13 protein-coding genes and 1 tRNA gene are annotated in these 16,189 nt (G+C 28.4%); 2 read left to right on the plus strand and 12 right to left on the minus strand.

From position 1 onward, the window contains the following. Window positions 1-658, plus strand: a 658-nt coding sequence (locus T390_RS0102750; protein ID WP_027334976.1) for a restriction endonuclease subunit S, incomplete at its 5' end; no start/stop codon positions are given. Between the two features lie 69 nt (window positions 659-727). On the opposite strand, the gene T390_RS0102755 is transcribed toward T390_RS0102750, so the two are convergent. The 9 genes from T390_RS0102755 to T390_RS0102795 all read right to left on the minus strand — a co-directional run bounded on the left by T390_RS0102755 (window position 728) and on the right by T390_RS0102795 (window position 8,938). Next, entirely contained in the window at window positions 728-2,380 is a 1,653-nt protein-coding gene (locus tag T390_RS0102755) for an MBL fold metallo-hydrolase RNA specificity domain-containing protein (protein ID WP_027334977.1), read from the minus strand. 109 nt (window positions 2,381-2,489) lie between these two features. Next, window positions 2,490-3,194 (minus strand): 16S rRNA (cytidine(1402)-2'-O)-methyltransferase, encoded by a 705-nt coding sequence (rsmI, locus tag T390_RS0102760; RefSeq protein ID WP_027334978.1) that lies wholly within the window; start codon window positions 3,192-3,194, stop codon window positions 2,490-2,492. Beyond that, complete coding sequence (locus T390_RS0102765; protein ID WP_051590860.1) at window positions 3,187-4,128, minus strand: hypothetical protein; 942 nt, start codon at window positions 4,126-4,128, stop codon at window positions 3,187-3,189. Before T390_RS0102765 ends, rsmI begins: the two co-directional genes overlap by 8 nt. Then, window positions 4,094-4,741, minus strand: a complete 648-nt coding sequence (gene tmk / locus T390_RS0102770; RefSeq protein WP_027334980.1) for a dTMP kinase — start codon at window positions 4,739-4,741, stop codon at window positions 4,094-4,096. The genes T390_RS0102765 and tmk overlap by 35 nt, the downstream gene beginning before the upstream one ends. Window positions 4,742-4,750: 9 nt before the next feature. Continuing rightward, complete coding sequence (locus tag T390_RS0102775) at window positions 4,751-5,329, minus strand: toprim domain-containing protein (RefSeq protein ID WP_027334981.1); 579 nt, start codon at window positions 5,327-5,329, stop codon at window positions 4,751-4,753. A gap of 1 nt (window position 5,330) precedes the next feature. Continuing rightward, window positions 5,331-5,621, minus strand: a complete 291-nt coding sequence (locus T390_RS0102780; protein ID WP_027334982.1) for a YbaB/EbfC family nucleoid-associated protein — start codon at window positions 5,619-5,621, stop codon at window positions 5,331-5,333. Window positions 5,622-5,639: 18 nt separating this feature from the next. Then, complete coding sequence (dnaX, locus tag T390_RS0102785; protein WP_027334983.1) at window positions 5,640-7,484, minus strand: DNA polymerase III subunit gamma/tau; 1,845 nt, start codon at window positions 7,482-7,484, stop codon at window positions 5,640-5,642. Between the two features lie 123 nt (window positions 7,485-7,607). After that, window positions 7,608-8,270: a deoxynucleoside kinase gene (locus T390_RS0102790; RefSeq protein ID WP_027334984.1), complete on the minus strand. Its 663-nt coding sequence runs from the start codon at window positions 8,268-8,270 to the stop codon at window positions 7,608-7,610. A gap of 2 nt (window positions 8,271-8,272) precedes the next feature. After that, window positions 8,273-8,938, minus strand: coding sequence for a deoxynucleoside kinase (locus tag T390_RS0102795; protein WP_027334985.1), 666 nt, complete (start codon window positions 8,936-8,938; stop codon window positions 8,273-8,275). Between the two features lie 211 nt (window positions 8,939-9,149). On the opposite strand from T390_RS0102795, the gene T390_RS0102800 reads away from it, so the two are divergent. Further along, entirely contained in the window at window positions 9,150-11,312 is a 2,163-nt protein-coding gene (locus tag T390_RS0102800) for a bifunctional metallophosphatase/5'-nucleotidase (RefSeq protein WP_027334986.1), read from the plus strand. A gap of 84 nt (window positions 11,313-11,396) precedes the next feature. Here the strand turns inward: T390_RS0102800 and T390_RS0102805 are convergent, their stop codons facing one another. The 3 genes from T390_RS0102805 to T390_RS0102815 form a co-directional block, all read right to left on the minus strand. Beyond that, window positions 11,397-13,694, minus strand: coding sequence for a DUF2779 domain-containing protein (locus T390_RS0102805; RefSeq protein ID WP_027334987.1), 2,298 nt, complete (start codon window positions 13,692-13,694; stop codon window positions 11,397-11,399). A gap of 64 nt (window positions 13,695-13,758) precedes the next feature. After that, window positions 13,759-15,597: a ribonuclease J gene (locus T390_RS0102810; protein WP_027334988.1), complete on the minus strand. Its 1,839-nt coding sequence runs from the start codon at window positions 15,595-15,597 to the stop codon at window positions 13,759-13,761. 144 nt (window positions 15,598-15,741) lie between these two features. After that, window positions 15,742-15,817: transfer RNA gene (locus T390_RS0102815), tRNA-Lys, on the minus strand. Between the last annotated feature and the right edge of the window lie 372 nt (window positions 15,818-16,189).

The raw sequence follows: 16,189 nt of genomic DNA on the forward strand, positions 1-16,189 counted from the left end.
TAAAATAGGTGAATTCTTCAAAAATATAGATAACTTAATTACTCAAACATCTAATAACTTAGATAAGTTAAAAGATGTTAAAAAGTCTTTACTTAAAAAAATGTTTCCAAGAGAAGGAAAATTAGTCCCTGAGATTAGGTTTTCACAATTTAACGATTTATGAAAAGTCGTTAAATTGAATGAAATTAGTAGGTATACTATTTCCAATCTTAATGTTTCTGATGCAAATTATAATGGTAAATATGCTCTATATGATGCTCTTTGCAAAATAGGTTATACAGATAAAACGGCTATAAATAAGCCATATATAACAATCATTAAGGATGGTGCAGGAATCGGAAGAGTTAGGGTTTTGCAGGAAAATACAATGTTTATTGGAACTATGGGCGCGATTCATAACAATCAGGAAGTTAATATAAACTTTTTATATCATATTATGTCTAAATTTGATTTTTCAATATCTTCTATTGGAACAGCGATCCCGCATATATATTGGTCAGACTATTCTGAAAATTTAGTAGAAATTTCAGAACTTATTGAGCAGTCAAAAATCGCTGAATTTTTGACTGCAGTTGATAAACTTATCACCCTTACTAATAAAAAACTCACTAAACTCAAAGACATAAAAAAAGCTTTATTACAAAAAATGTTTGTCTAATACGCCTATAAAACAGGCGTTTTTGTTTATTAAAAAAATTCATAACCTATATTGGTTATGAAGAGATAATTATATTTGAATAAATGAAACAACTACAATAGGTTCTTTATTATATGATTTGAAAATCTTTTTACGTATAGATGAACGGCATTGGTTTTGAAGGTCTTTAATGCCTTCAAATTTTTTAGTATCTATTAAATTGGTAATAGTAGTTTTAATTAACTCTGTAGCTTCTTTTTTCTCATCTTTATCAATTGAACCAACATAATTAACTTGCATCTTGCCAACTAATAGTTTAGTTTTAGGGTTATATCTTGATGTTACAAGAATAACGCCTTCACGACCTAAAACTTCACGCTCATTAATAACTTCAGTACTTATATCACCTACACCAAAACCGTCAATAATAACATCTCCAACTTCTTTAACCTTACCTTTGTAAGAAATTATCTTACCGTTCATAATATGAACAACTTGACCATTTTGTAATACAAAAATGTTTTTAGGATTAACTAAACATTCGCTTTGAATGTATTTAGATGCATCTAGTAAATATCTATATAAACCTTGTGCTGGAATAATATATTCAGGTTTCAAGATATTAACTAATTTAACTAAGTCCTCTCTAGCGGGTCTATGGCGGTAGAATTCAGAATTAGTAACTTCTGTAATTCTAGGGGTAATACGTGCTATTTCATCTAAAGTAACTGCTTCAACGCTTTCAAGCCCATTGATTGCCGGAGCAATCATAATGATAGTGTCAGATGGTTGAAGTTTTAAATAAACGTCTTTATTATCTGTTATTCTTAAGAATCTTGAATAAAGTCTTTCGGTCGTTCCAGTAACTAAAATTACAGCGTTTTTAGTTTTGTTAGCATATTTGTAATCGATAACTTCTGGTAAAGGTAAATCTGGTTTAGCTTTCTTAATAATTTCTAATACTTGGCCATATGTTTTACCATAAGTTATCACAGGTCTTTTTGTTTGTCTTGCAAATTCCAAAATTTGGTTAATTGCAAACATTTCCTCATCATAAGCCCCAACTATAATTCTTTCATCTTCTTTAGCTGCCATAAAAGCGAATTCTACTTGTTTAGGAAGCATAATCTTATCAATAGCTCTACCGTTATAATTTGCCCGACCTGAATCAACTATTAAGGCTTTTATTTTTCTTTTAGCAAATTTTGATTTGGCTAAATTAGCAAAATCTATGTTTCCATAAATGCCTAAATTACCTTCTACAAAATTAAACATAAAAACATAATCGCCATCAGGCGTTATAAAGTCTAAACCAATGTGCCCAGGCATTGAACCGGCTAGCTCAATTGATTCAACAAAAACAGGCCCAATTTTAGTTGTTTGATCTAGGATATTAATTTTAATATTATTGTCATTAATTTTGTATTTACTTAATCTATCAATAATTAAAATTTTATTGAACTTAGATGTATAAATTGGAACACCAGGAAGCTTCATTACTAATCAAGGTAATGAACTAAAAGATTCATTTTTAACGTCAGTAATAAAAATACCTTCAATTTTATCTTTATGTTTTACTAAGTAATCAAAATTAGGAATTAATGTATCAATACCGTTTGTTGAATTAATAGGAATTTTAGTTCCTGAGTTAATAATGTAAATTCTTTCGTTGTATTCAAAAACATAACAGTTTTTACCGTTCTCGTCTAATCCACCTAATGCAAAAATATTAACGTTGTTCATATTGACTCCTATTTAAAATTATTATTAATATGAATATAAATAAAATTTAATTTTTAATATTATATATTCATTTCACTAAAAACAGCAAAACAAAAGTTGGAGGACCAACTTAAGATTTGTATTTATTGACTTTTTCTTTCTTTTCTTTAGTTATTTTTAACACTAAAGTATATTCACCTTTTTTGCTTGTATTGTTTAATTGTTCAATTATTTCAGTTGGTGTACCTAAATAATGTGTTTCGTGCATTTTAGTGAGCTCTCTAGCTAAAAAGATTTGTGCTTTATCATTTCAGACTGTTTGAATGTCTTGAACCAATAAATCAAATTTATGTGGAGAAACGTAGAAAACGTGAGCGTTTTCATCATCTAAATTTTCAATCTGTTTAAGTCTTTGGCCTGATTTTTCCTTAGGAAACCCGTGGAAAATAAATGTATTTGATAAGCCACTTAAAGCAAATGCAGATATAGCAGCATTAACTCCAGGTATTAATTCTATTTCAATGTTATTTAATCTAGCTTCTTTGATTAAATCAAAACCAGGATCACTAACTAAAGGCATGCCTGCGTCAGATACTAATGCAATATCATAATTATTTTTAATAATTAAGTCAATTAAACCTTTAGAACTGGCTTTTTCGTTGAATTTGTTATATGGATAAAGTTTCTTTTGAATGTCAAAATGACTTAATAAATTACTTGTTACTCTTGTATCTTCGCAAGCTATTGCATCAACTTTTTTAAGAGTCTCAAGAGCTCTTAGAGTAATATCCTTAAAATTACCTATTGGAGTTCCTACTATATAAATTTTACTCATATGCCTCCATTATTTTGATTAGCAATTTTTCGGTTTGTAAGAAATAATTTTCATTTTGATGTAAACTGTTTAAATAGTCTGAAATAGCTATAAAACAGGCTTCAAAATCTATTTTAGTTTTAATAATAATGTCATATAACTTAGTGAAATAAGGATTTATTTTATTTTTACCAATTCAAGGAAACTTGAAAAAAAATAATAAACTTCTAACTAAAAATTCAAAAATTTCCTGGTTGTCTTTTTTGGCGAATTGACACAAGAACATATAAAGGAAATATTTGTTTTTGTTGCTTTGTTCTATGCTTTTAATCAAGTCATCAACTATATTAAAATTAACAATATCAAGATATTTTTGAGTTTCTTGAATATCTGCAAAAATATTGCTATAAAATCACGCTTCATATTCTTTTAAATTAAGTATATTTAACAAATCAGCCTCTAAAACAGATTGTTTGGGAGCGTGAATTAATACTACAGTAGATCTAGATCTAATAGTGTTTAATACTTTATTAGGATTTGATGTTGTTAAAATAAAGCAAGTATTTGGGCTTGGTTCTTCAATGTTTTTTAACAATGAATTAAGTGCATTTAAAGACATTTTATCAATATGTTTAATAACTATAAATTTAGTTTCGTTTGTATTATATGAAGCTAAAGAGCTAGCTCGTAAGGTTTCTATAATTGTGTCTTTATCTAAATCATCATTTATATAAATAACTGAAGGTGGCAAACTTTCCTGGTTTAATTCATTTATTTCTAAATTGTTTGCCTTATTAATTAAATATAAAATAGAGTCATCTATATTAATATTTCTCTCAGCAACGAGCAAATAGCAATGACTCAAATTATCGTTTTTTAAGGAATTATCTATTATTGTTTGAAAGTTTTTATCAACCATATTATTGTTTGTCTCAGAAAGCTCTAAATTTAGCATTTTGCATTAGTTTATTATAAACTTCTTCAGTAACTGCTTCTTTAGATTGTCAACCATCTATAATAATAAATCTATCAGGATCTGCTTTTAATAATTCCTTATAACCGTTTATAACTTTTTTGTGAAATTCACCACTTTCACCATCTAATCTATCAGCTACTCCTCTTAAAACACCTCTACGGAATTCACTTTGTTCTTCGGTAATATCTAAGTAGATAGTAATGTCCGGGATAGTGTTTTCAATAACTAATTCAGTAATTTTTTTAACAAAATCAATTCCAAGATCTCTAGCATAACCTTGATAAGCATAAAAGCTATCAATATATCTATCACAAAGAACTAACTTATTTTCTTGTAAAGCTGGTCAAATAACTCTTTCAAGGTGAATGCGTCTGCTAGCTGTATATAATAAAGCTTCTGACATTGCCGAAATATTAGATTCATTATTTAGAATAATGTCTCTAATTTTTTCAGCTTCAGCAATTCCTTTTCCACCTGGTTCTCTAGTTAGAACATACTTTAAGGAAGGTTTTTCTTTTAAAAGTCTAATAATTAATTCTGTTGTTAGTGTTGATTTTCCACTGCCGTCAGGGCCTTCAAAAGTTATAAACATATTTGCTCCTTATTTTGTTCTATTTTCTATTGATTGCTTAATTGTAAAACCATCAAGATATTCAATATTTGATCCCATTGGCAAGCCAATGGCTGCTTTTGAAACTTTAAAGTTATTTTTCTTAAATGAATTGAATAGATGTTCTGATGTCATTGTGCCTTCTAAAGTTGGACTTAAAACAATAACAACTTCTTCTATTTTTTTATCTTTGGCGTATTGTAATAGTTGGCTGTAAGAATAGTCTTCTTGCCCTTTTATGTTCATTAAGTAAGGTAAAACATAATAATAACCATTAAAAAAGTTTAGTTCACTAATTTTTTTAACGTTCGCGGGATTTTCAACAACCATTAAAATATTTCAAGGGTCATTTTGATCACAATTCAAACATTTACCGTTTTCCACTATAAAATTACACTGTTCGCAAAATTTAATATTTACTTTTAAAGCTTCTATGCATTGAATTAATTCAGTTACATATTCATCTGATGAATTAAGTAGAAAATTAGACATTTTATCGGCTTGTTTTTTGCTAATACCCGGGAATGTTGCTAATTTTTCATTTAATTCTTTTACTGCTTTAATTTCCATTTTAGAAACCAAAACCAGATGGTAAGTTTGGCATTAATTCTTGTTGTTTGTCGTCAATTGAATCAAACAATTCATTGATAGTTAATTGTAAAATATCTTGAAGAATTTCAGGATCTTCAGGATCTAATAAATCTGCATCTGATATTTCAATTGAAACAATTTTTTTGCTTCCTTTTGCAATAACAGTAACTCCGTGTTTTGTTAATGTAAAGTCTTGATCCATGAAAATTTCTGATTTTTGTTGTAATTCTTGTTGCATTTTTTGCATTTTTCTAATCATATTTTGGTCCATAATATTCTCCTAAAAAGCCTATTTTATAGTATTTAATAAATTAAATAATTGTTCATTAGGGCTTAGTTCTTTTTCAATTTTAACTGAGCCTAAGCTAAAGTTTGCATCAATTGATTGAGTATTAGTTTGGATTTTATTCATTAAAGTTTTAGCAATTGTTTTATATTCCATTTTTTCAAGCAATACTAAATGTTTGTAAGATCCAAAGTAGTCTCTGATAAAGTTTTGAACATTTTGCTTATTTGAAATTGCCTGTAAGTAGTTTAAAACAGGGATATTTGATGAAGTTAAAACAATAAAATTGCTTCCTGCTGCTTTCATTGAACATTCTGAAAGTGCAAAAATTAAATCTTTATACTCGTATGAATCTACTGTTGATTCAATAATTTTTAATGAAGCTTGATTTGAAGAAAAAATATTTCTGTCGGTTTTTAATAAAATTTGTTCAACTTCATTAACTGAATAATTAGATTTAAAAGAAGGCATTTGTTTGTATTTTTGGTCGAAAGGTTCAATGAGCTGAATTTTTGGTGTATCAGCTTCATTTGAAGCACTTTCGCTTAAATCTATTTCACGAGTATCAATTAATGAATCTTCTGGCAAGTCAAATGTGCCTGTTAAAATGTCATCTTCAATTAATTCATTTTTAACAGTACTATTAGTTGTACTTAAAATTAATTCCTGTGTTTCTTCAAGAATTGCAGATAATTTTTCGTCAGTTGTAATTATTTTTTTATCTTTATCATTCATATCAGGCTCCTTTGTGATTGGCTTACTATTGTTTAAATCTGATTTGATTGCTAACTGAGATATTTTGATTAAATAGAGTTCAATAAGCTGGAAAGGATTTTCGGTATAGAATAAATCTTTTTCCAGTTTATAAAGCAATTCAAAGGCGTTTAGAGCAAAATTTATATCAATAATCAAGGTTTTAAATTCGTCAATATTTAGAATTTCTAGATTTTTATCATCCAATGTTTTTGAATAAATTAAGTAGTCTTTTATTATGTCAATTAAGCCATTTTTAAACTGGTTATAGTCAATTCCAGCATCTTTTAAAGAAGCAAATTTTTCAAGTGCATCTTTCATATCACCAGTATAAAGTTTATTGATAATTGAAATTAAGCTTTCATTGGATGTTATCCCGAATGAATACATAACATTTTCTAATAAAATTTGACCATTGCCATATGCTCTAGCTTGGTCAGCTATTGATAAGGCATCTCTCATTCCACCTGTTGCAAGACGTGCTATATATTTCAAGGTTTCTGAATCATAACTAATCTTCTCTGCATCTAAAACTTCTTTAAGTTGTTCCACTAAAACATTAGGTGTAATTTTCCTAAAATTAAATCTTTGTAGTCTTGAAAGTATAGTTGCAGGAATTTTTTGAGGGTCTGTTGTTGCTAAGATAAATACAACGTGAGCAGGAGGTTCTTCTAATGTTTTAAGTAGAGCATTGAACGCTCCTTTAGATAACATATGTACTTCATCAATGATATAAACTTTATAGTTTCCGCTTGTAGGTAAATTTTGAATTTTATCTCTTAAATCTCTAATTGCATCGACGCCATTGTTTGAAGCTGCATCCATTTCAATTACATCAATATTTGTTTCTGATTTTAAAGCACAATCTTTGCATAAAGATGTCAAATTTTCAATGTTATGGTAGCAATTAATTAAGTTAGCAAAAATTTTGGCAACAGATGTTTTACCAACTCCTTTTGGACCACTAAAAAGATATGCGTGACTAATTTCTCTACTGTAAATTATGTTTGATAAAGTTGTAATAATATGCTCTTGACCCTTAACTTCTTGGAAGGATTTTGGGCGATATTTTCTATATAAAGCTTTATAACTCATATTACCTCTAATTTAATATATTAATATTATGGCATATTTAAAATGATTTTTATTAATATGTAATATTAATATTTTTTAATTTTGTATTAAAAACTAATCTTAAGTAAAAAAGCTAAAACATTATTAAAAACGATTTGAGTTGCTAAAATCAAAATTATCAATTGTTTTTTTAGCTTCTTTTAGGACTTCCTTGTCTGTTTTATAGTCCGATTCGATAATTTTAAATGGAATATTATATTTATTAACTAATTTTTCAAATAATTCAAAATAAAGCTCGTGAAGCCTTTTAAAATATGCTTCATTTTGATTAAAATTCTCAATTTCTACTGATCTGCCTCTTGCGTATATCCTTGTTTTAAAGGTGTTTCAAGAAATTTTTAAAAAGATAGCTAAATCTGGTGCAGTGCTCGAATCGTATATGCAATTAAATAAAGAATCAAAAGCCTCCAAATATTTTTTGTCTTTTTTCTCAAGTGTTACAACTGCAAAAATATAGTGTTCAAGTATAAATCTATCTAAAAACAAAAATCCATTTGTATGGGAATATTTTTCCATAAATTTAGCTTCACTGTGTTTGTTTAATTCTGTCAATGATTCAACAATATATGACTGGAAAGAAATATCTAAATTAGGTTTTTGTTCATAACATCACTTTAAGTAAGTATTGAACACCTGGTCATTTTCGTCAAATTCCTCTAGCATCATTGAATTTTGATAAGCAGATTTTAAATTTTTAGTTAAAGTTGACTTGCCGGAACTGATCATTCCGCTTATTGCGATAATCATTCTTATAAACCTCTTTTATAGGTTTTTTCGTAATTTTCAATAATTTCAATTGCTTTATTTAAAACTTCTTGTTCTGTTAAATTATTTGTATCTATAACAACATAATTCAAGTTGTATTTTTCAGCTTGTAATTCAAATAATTTCTTATATGAATTATATAGCTCAAAAAAATATGCTTCATTAGCTATGAAGTTTTGTGTTTCAACATCTCTGCCACGATCAAAAAGACGTTTTTTAAATGTTTCCCAAGTCATATCTAAATAAATAGCTAGATCCGGCGTTTCTTCTTGTGTAATCAATTTTGAAAATAATGCATCATAACCTTCTAAATATTTAGGACCTTTAGGTTTTAAATTTACATTTGCAAAAATATAGTGTTCAATGCTAAAACGATCAAGAAAAATGTGGTCTTTTTCCCAATTTTTTCCTTTTTCATTGAACTCTGCAATTAATTCATTTAATTTTGTGGTGTGATTCTCAACTACATAAGCTTGGAACCCCATTGTTAGATTTGGTTGCTTTTCATAAAGCCATTTTAAAAAGGTGTTAAATACCTCATCATTTTCATCAAATTCCTCTAACATTATTGATGTTTTATAGTGTGAAGAAAGATTTTTTGTAAGTGTACTTTTTCCACTACTTATCATACCGCTAATACCTATTAACATTTTGCCTCCTAAAAAATATGTGTAAGTTTAATTATATAAACAAGAGGCAATAAGGTTAACAATATTTTAAAAATGTTGATAACTGCCAAATTTTTAGCGAATTATTAAATTTTATATTTTTAGGTAATAATTCTGGTATTTTTCAGCTTTGGAATAGGCCTAAAAATGAAAAAAGTATAATTAGAGTGTAAGAATTTATGGAGGATTTTTTATGAAAAAGAAATATTTTTTAGGATTAGGATTAGCACTTAGCGGTATTACAGCTACAGTGGCCCCACTTATTTCAACTAAGTGTGTGAAAACTAATGAAGCTAATAAATCTAATACTGAAACTAACAATGAAACTGCTCAAGAAACAAAGATAAGTCTTGCAGATGTTAGAACTAAATATAAAGATTCATATGACGCATTTAATAAACAAATTAAGACATATGCTGATGAATTAAAAACTTTAAAAGGTAAACTAGATAAAGAAAATGATAACGACAAAAAACAAGAATTAAAAGATCAAATTAAAGCATTATATGACAAAGCTGCACCTGTATTGGCTTCACTTAATACTAAATATAATGAAAATTTTGAAACATTAAGAAAAATGGAAAAAGAAGAAAATTCTAAGATAAGAACTGTTAGAATTTTCCACACCAACGATGAACACGGACGTATTGAATTTGATGACTATAAATATAATTTATACTCAGGTATTATCGGTACAGATTCATTCTTAAAAAATAAAAAGAGAGACTTATTACTTTCAGCTGGAGACTTGATTCAAGGATTGCCATTATCAGATTCAGACAAAGGTAAAACAATTTCAAAAATGGCTAAAGAAATTGGATATGACTCAGTAGCAATCGGGAACCACGAATTTGACTATGGTTTAGCACACATTCTAGGAATTGATGCTGAGATTAATTCTACTGATAGAAAAATGCCATTTATTTCATCAAATATTTACTACAAAAATTATGCAGATGCAAGCACAGCACCTGCCGGATACGACCAAACTAAAGTGGGCCAAAGAGTATTTACACCTTATATTGTTAAAGAAATTTCAAATGGTCTTAAAGTTGCAATTTTTGGTTTAACAACACCTGATACTATTTGAACTTCACACCCAAAAAATAGTGAATTAGTAGAATTTAAAGATCCAACAACTTCTGCAAAAGAGGTTCTTAAAGAGATTAAAGCCGCACACCCAGATATTAAATTTGTTATCGGTACAGTACACTTGGGAACAGGTAGAACTCAAAGTGAATGATCATCAGAATATTTAGCTCAAAACGTTAATGGTGATGGTCAAACAGAACTCGACTTAATAATTGACGGACACAGCCATACCTATGTTGAGGCTAACAATAAAGCTAATAAAGATATTTATGTGACACAAACTGAAGCATATACAAAATGACTTGGAGATATTGAATTAGAATTTGATACAGAAACAGGCAAAATTATTAGTCTTAACCAAGTTTTAAGAAATGTATATCAAATTGATGTTGATACACACAATAGAGTAGTTGATAAAAATGATGTAAATCTTAAATTATTAGATGCTTTAAAAGCAGAATTTGACAAAGTTAAAAATCAACCCGCTTTTGCTAACCCAACTGTTTTAAAACACGCTGATTCGATTGAATTAGACGGAACCCCATACTGAATCGGTAGAATTTTACCAACTGGTTTAGGAATTATGGCTTCCAACGCACTAGCGTGAGATTTCCAATGTAAAAATATTGCTGGAGAACCTGCTTCAACATTAGATAATACAATAGGGCTTATGAATGGTGGAGGTTTAAGAACAGACTTGAAGGCTGGTGATTTAAACTATGGAGATATATTAGCTCTAAGTCCATTTGGTAACAGAATTACTACAATTAAGGTTAAAGGATCTACTTTGATTAAGACGTTAGAATTTGGGTTATCTAAAGGTAAATCTGGTGCATTTGCACAATTATCTTCAAACGTTTCTTATGCAATAGATGTAGTTAAAGAAATGGATCCAAAATTAAAAGCTGAAACATATGTTTGAAAACCAAAAGCAGATTCATTCAAAATTAACGACAAAGCCATTGTTGCTGACAATGATTACTATATTGTAACAAACGACTTTATCGCTGCTGGTGGTGACGGTTATTCAATGTTAGACTTAACTAAACAAAAAGATATTAAACAAGTTTATGAAGCTGGTAAATTAATTGATTCAATTATTGAATACGGAAAACACGTAACTAAAACAGGTGTTCAATTAAACGAAAACAACTTTGAAAAAGCTTTATCAGCTTATGGCGAAGATTCTATTAAAACAAACAAAACAGTTAATATTCCTAACGAAGCTTATACAAACAAATATACAGATCCTACAAATTCTTAGTTCTTAAACTTAATAAAAACAAGAGATTATAAATCTCTTATTTTTTAATTAAAAACCTGCAGATTTGTAGGTTTAGTTTCAGTTTTATTTATCAATAACTTCTATTTTATTTGTGTTCGTATTTATAAAATATTGTTTAGTATTATCAAAAGTATATTTCAATTGATTAATTTCAGGAAACAGATCTGAAACAATTTTTTCAGCGAAATTGAACGCCATAATCATTGCTAGAACATCATTATGACAATATTTTTTTAAATTTACAACTGTATTATTTCAAACATTATCACCAGTTATACCACAATATCTTTTTATTGCCGCCTCCATTGCGTTACCACCGTTATGAATTTCTTCCAATTCAGAATAAGGTGTGATCAAATGTTCTAATTGTATTTTTTTAGATGTTATTAATTTTTCAACTTTTTTAATTGAAAATAAACATTTAAGATCCTTCAAAAAGATGTTAAAGTTAAGTATTTTATCTACAAATTCAGGATTAGCAAATAAGTTTGCATCTATATTATTAACCAATATAGAATTTCTGTTTAAGGTAGGTAATTCTATTTCTTCTGTGCTGTTATTATCAAGTTTGAATTTGAATAAAACATCTGGATTTGATTTAGCTGATTTGAATAAATCCATCAAGTCTATTGTTCTATCGTTAATGTAATTTGCATAAAGTTGTACATCTATTGTATTTATATTTAAGACTGTTTTAAGGCTTTTTACGAAAATTGTATTATTACTATTTTCGCTTGCTAATTTAGCTATTTCTTGATTTCTTGAGTTTTCAAAAGTTTTGTTAAAAACTATGTAATAATCTGCTTGCCTGTCGTACAATTTCTTAAGAATTTTGACTAGGTCGATAATTTGAATAGTTTTAGGATCTACAACAATATCTTCTTGTGAATCATCAACAATTTTTCCATTTATTGTTTCGATAATTGAAACTTGATTAATTACCTGTCTATAAGGTCTGAAATTATCAAAAACAGGCAGAGGGCTTGTAAATGATTCATAATCATATCAAACTATTTTACAATCTTTTTGGTGCAAAAGAGACAAATATTTTTCAACCACTTCTCTTTTAAAAAAATCAGGCATTTGTTTAGAAGTTTTTAAATTTGAATAATATTTATCAAAAGAAGATTTCGGTGACTTTTTTTCAAAAAATTTCCCTTTTAATGAATCGTTCACATTTCCGTTCATTCATTTATCATCTGTAATTATGTATTTCTTATATGTTTTTAATAACTCATCATTTTGACCAAATTCGCTATAATCAAGGCTAATTGGCACAGGGTTATCATAATAGGGATCTAAAATATCAAAATTAACGTTATTTACTGTATAAGCATTTTGAATCCTATTAATTGTATTGTCAAAGCTTCCTAGGTTAATTTCTTCATTTATGATAGTGCTATTTGCTTTTTGAAATCCAAAAAAAGCAGTCTCTTTATCTTTTGTCTCGGATAAAGTTATATTTCTTAAAACTTGTCTACCTTTTATACAGTCTAAATAAGCATATTTTTGCTTTTCATATATTTTTTGCTTTTTTAATTTTGACACTAGGATTTCGTAATGTTGCCCTGAATATTGTAATCCCTTACGATAGTAATTATTAACAAACTCTTTATCTTTGCCATCAAAAAGGGTACCTATTAACTTATCATTTAATTTCTGTAATCTTTCATTATTTATTTCTGAAGGATCTTTCCCCATTCCGCAGCATTCAGTTATGAAAAAGTTAGATTTATCTTGTTTTAATGGTAATAAGTTGTCAACAATTATTACTCTAATATTATTAGGCTCAAGTTGAGTTGATTTTTTGAAAACATTATATGCATAATCAGCAGAAAGAAGCGTTTTTATAGTGGTTTTAGGGAAAGGTTTAAATAAATAAATTGTTTTATCGGTTTTGTCATATGCATATTGTGATGAATGAACTAGGAAATCTTCTGTAGTTGAATATCCAAATGTTGCGTTGAAAATAACATCTACATTATTATCATTCAATAACTTTTGGGTGAGTTGTATTTTTCCTGTTAAATCCATATTTAAAGGTACATACGATACATTTTTGCTAATAAAAATACCTTGTAAGACATAAGTGTTTGCTTGTTCAGTGATCTTATTAAAGATTTTACTAGGGTTATTTTGTGTTGTGTTTGATTCTGCGAAATTATCAAAGTATAAACCTCAAATTTTTTCATCGTTATCATCTTCATTATCTTCCAAATTATTAAAATCATCAAAATCGAATGTGCTATCAGACATATATTGGTTTTTAAATTCATCTGATGTGTGTCACAAAAAATAATCTTGACTGCAGAACGATTTTATGTATTTATTTTCATTTATTTTTTTATCCCTTAACTTCATAATTTAATTATATTAATAAAGTGATGTTAATTATTTCATAATAAAAAAATAATAGTTTTCACTATTATTCGTCTTCTTCACTATCTCTAAGTTCTTCTTTTCTTTCCTCATCTGAACCAAAAATATCTGCCTTAAGATCATTAAGCATTTTAGCGACCGATTCTTTTTTGGAACTGTCTTTTTTGGTTTCAAATTGAATCTTGGCATTTTCAAAGCGTTCTTCTGATTCTTCGTTTTCAAAAAGAATTGTAGGAATTATGACTGGTCTTCTCCGTTTTTCCTTATAAAACAATGCTTCAAGTCTATCAATGATTAATTGTTTTAGGTCCACAACGTTTCAATTTTCAGTATTTTTGATGTGATATAAAACCGCACCGTGAGCAATTCTTTTGGCTTCTTCAACCAAATCTAGCGAAGTTTTTACGTAAAAACTACCACGACTTATTAACGAAGGCCTTCCAATGATGGTATTATTTTCTTTATTAATAATTAATGTTATATTAACAAATCCACTATTAGCAAGAGCAACTCTTTCTTTAATAATTGAACCATTAATATTTAATGTTGTAGTTCCATCAATATAAATTGGACCATAATCAATTTTTTCTTCAGTTGGTACAATTGTATTATTTATCATGTTGTACACTTTTCCGTTTTCAGGGATAAAAATGTTTTTAGGATCTACGCCGTTACGAACAGCACTTTCGCCGTGAACCATACACATTCTATATTCGCCGTGATATGGCATAAAGAATTTAGGTTTTGTTAATTGGAAAATTTTGTCATGTTCGTGTTTGTAAGCGTGCCCTGATGTATGTAAATATCCATCAGGACCGTTTTCCTTAATAATTGCACCTAATTTTGCAAGTCTGTTTATAAGTAATTCAGTAACCATTCTGTTGCCTGGGATTGGGTTAGATGAAAAGATAACCATATCGCCTTTTTGAATGTTAACAGTTGCGTGTTTACCATAGCTCATTCTTGAAAGGGCCGCCAATTGCTCACCTTGACTACCAGTTGTTAAAACTACTAAGTCTTTATCGGCTACATTAGCAATATCTTTTTTCTCAACGAAAATGTTTGCAGGCGCTTTAATATAACCTAATTTACGACCAATTTTAACACCTTGAACCATTGAACGACCAAAGCAAGCTACTTTTTTCTTTAATTTAACAGCTAAATCAATGATAGCTTTAACTCTTGTTAAGTTTGAGGCAAATGCTGTAATAATCGTTTTACGAGTTGCGTTTCTCATATGTCTTTCAATGTCAATTAAAATATCGCTTTCGCTTGGTGAGTGGAATGGACGCATTGCATTTGTGGAATCAGAAAGTAAAACAGTTAAGCCTTCTTTTCCCATTTGGTCTAATTTAGAGAAGTCTGTGTAAATATCTCCAATTGGGCTGTAATCAAATCTAAAGTCGCCGGTACACATTAAGGAACCATTTGGTGTTGTAACTCTGATACCAAAAGCATCAGGAATAGAGTGTTGTGCGCTTCAGAAGTCAACTTTACAACCATCTCCAAAATCATGAACGGCAGTTTTTTCTATTTCTATAAATTCAATTTTATGTGTAATTCTGTGTTCATCAAATTTTAACTTTAGATATTGAATTGCAATTCTTGGAGCAAAGATTTTTTTGATGTGAACTTGTTTTACTAAATAAACAACTCCACCAATGTGGTCTTCGTGACCGTGTGTAATAAACAATCCATCAATATTATCTTTTTTGTCTGCTAAGTATTTATAATCAGGAATAATACCTTTAATACCTGTTGTAGCTGTATCTGCAAATTTAATGCCTGCATCAATAATAAAAATATGATTCTCATGTTCGACGATTAAGGTAGATTTACCAATTTCTTGGACACCACCAATCGGAATTAAACGAGTTGGACTCATAAAGTCTCCTTTGGTTTTTGAATAAATTATTATATGAATTGTTAGATTTAACAATATTATTAATATTTTAATATATATTAGTGTTTTAAATAGTAATTTTTAAAAATCAGCCCGGGAGGCTGATTTGGTTCTTGTTTAAAGATATGGTACATCGTGCAGGGTTCGAACCTGTGACCCGCTGGTTAAGAGCCAGCTGCTCTACCGACTGAGCTAACGATGCATTTGCCTTATTATTATATTATAAAAAGGTAAAAAATTAAATGTTTTTATAGTTAGCATAACTTTATAAAATGCAAAAGTGAGGTTCCGCCTAAAACGATAAATAATAAAAATCTATTTTAATAATAGACTATTGTTTAGAAAGCAATAGAAAAGATTGCCTTATAAGGCAAAAAAGATGAATTTTTTAATGAATTTTATAAATTATCTGAATTGTCGTTTCATATTAATGAACGAGTTTGAAATTTTCTCTAACTGAAAAGGCTTGAAATTTTTATAATTTCAGTCAGCGATATTGTACCTTTCAATTTTATTAATTCTTTCTTGAATTATATCCATATCACTTTGAGCGAATTTATCCATAGATGTACCT

It is taken from the genome of Mycoplasmopsis felifaucium ATCC 43428, assembly GCF_000687775.1.
In the GTDB taxonomy this organism is placed as follows: domain Bacteria; phylum Bacillota_I; class Bacilli_A; order Mycoplasmatales; family Metamycoplasmataceae; genus Mycoplasmopsis; species Mycoplasmopsis felifaucium.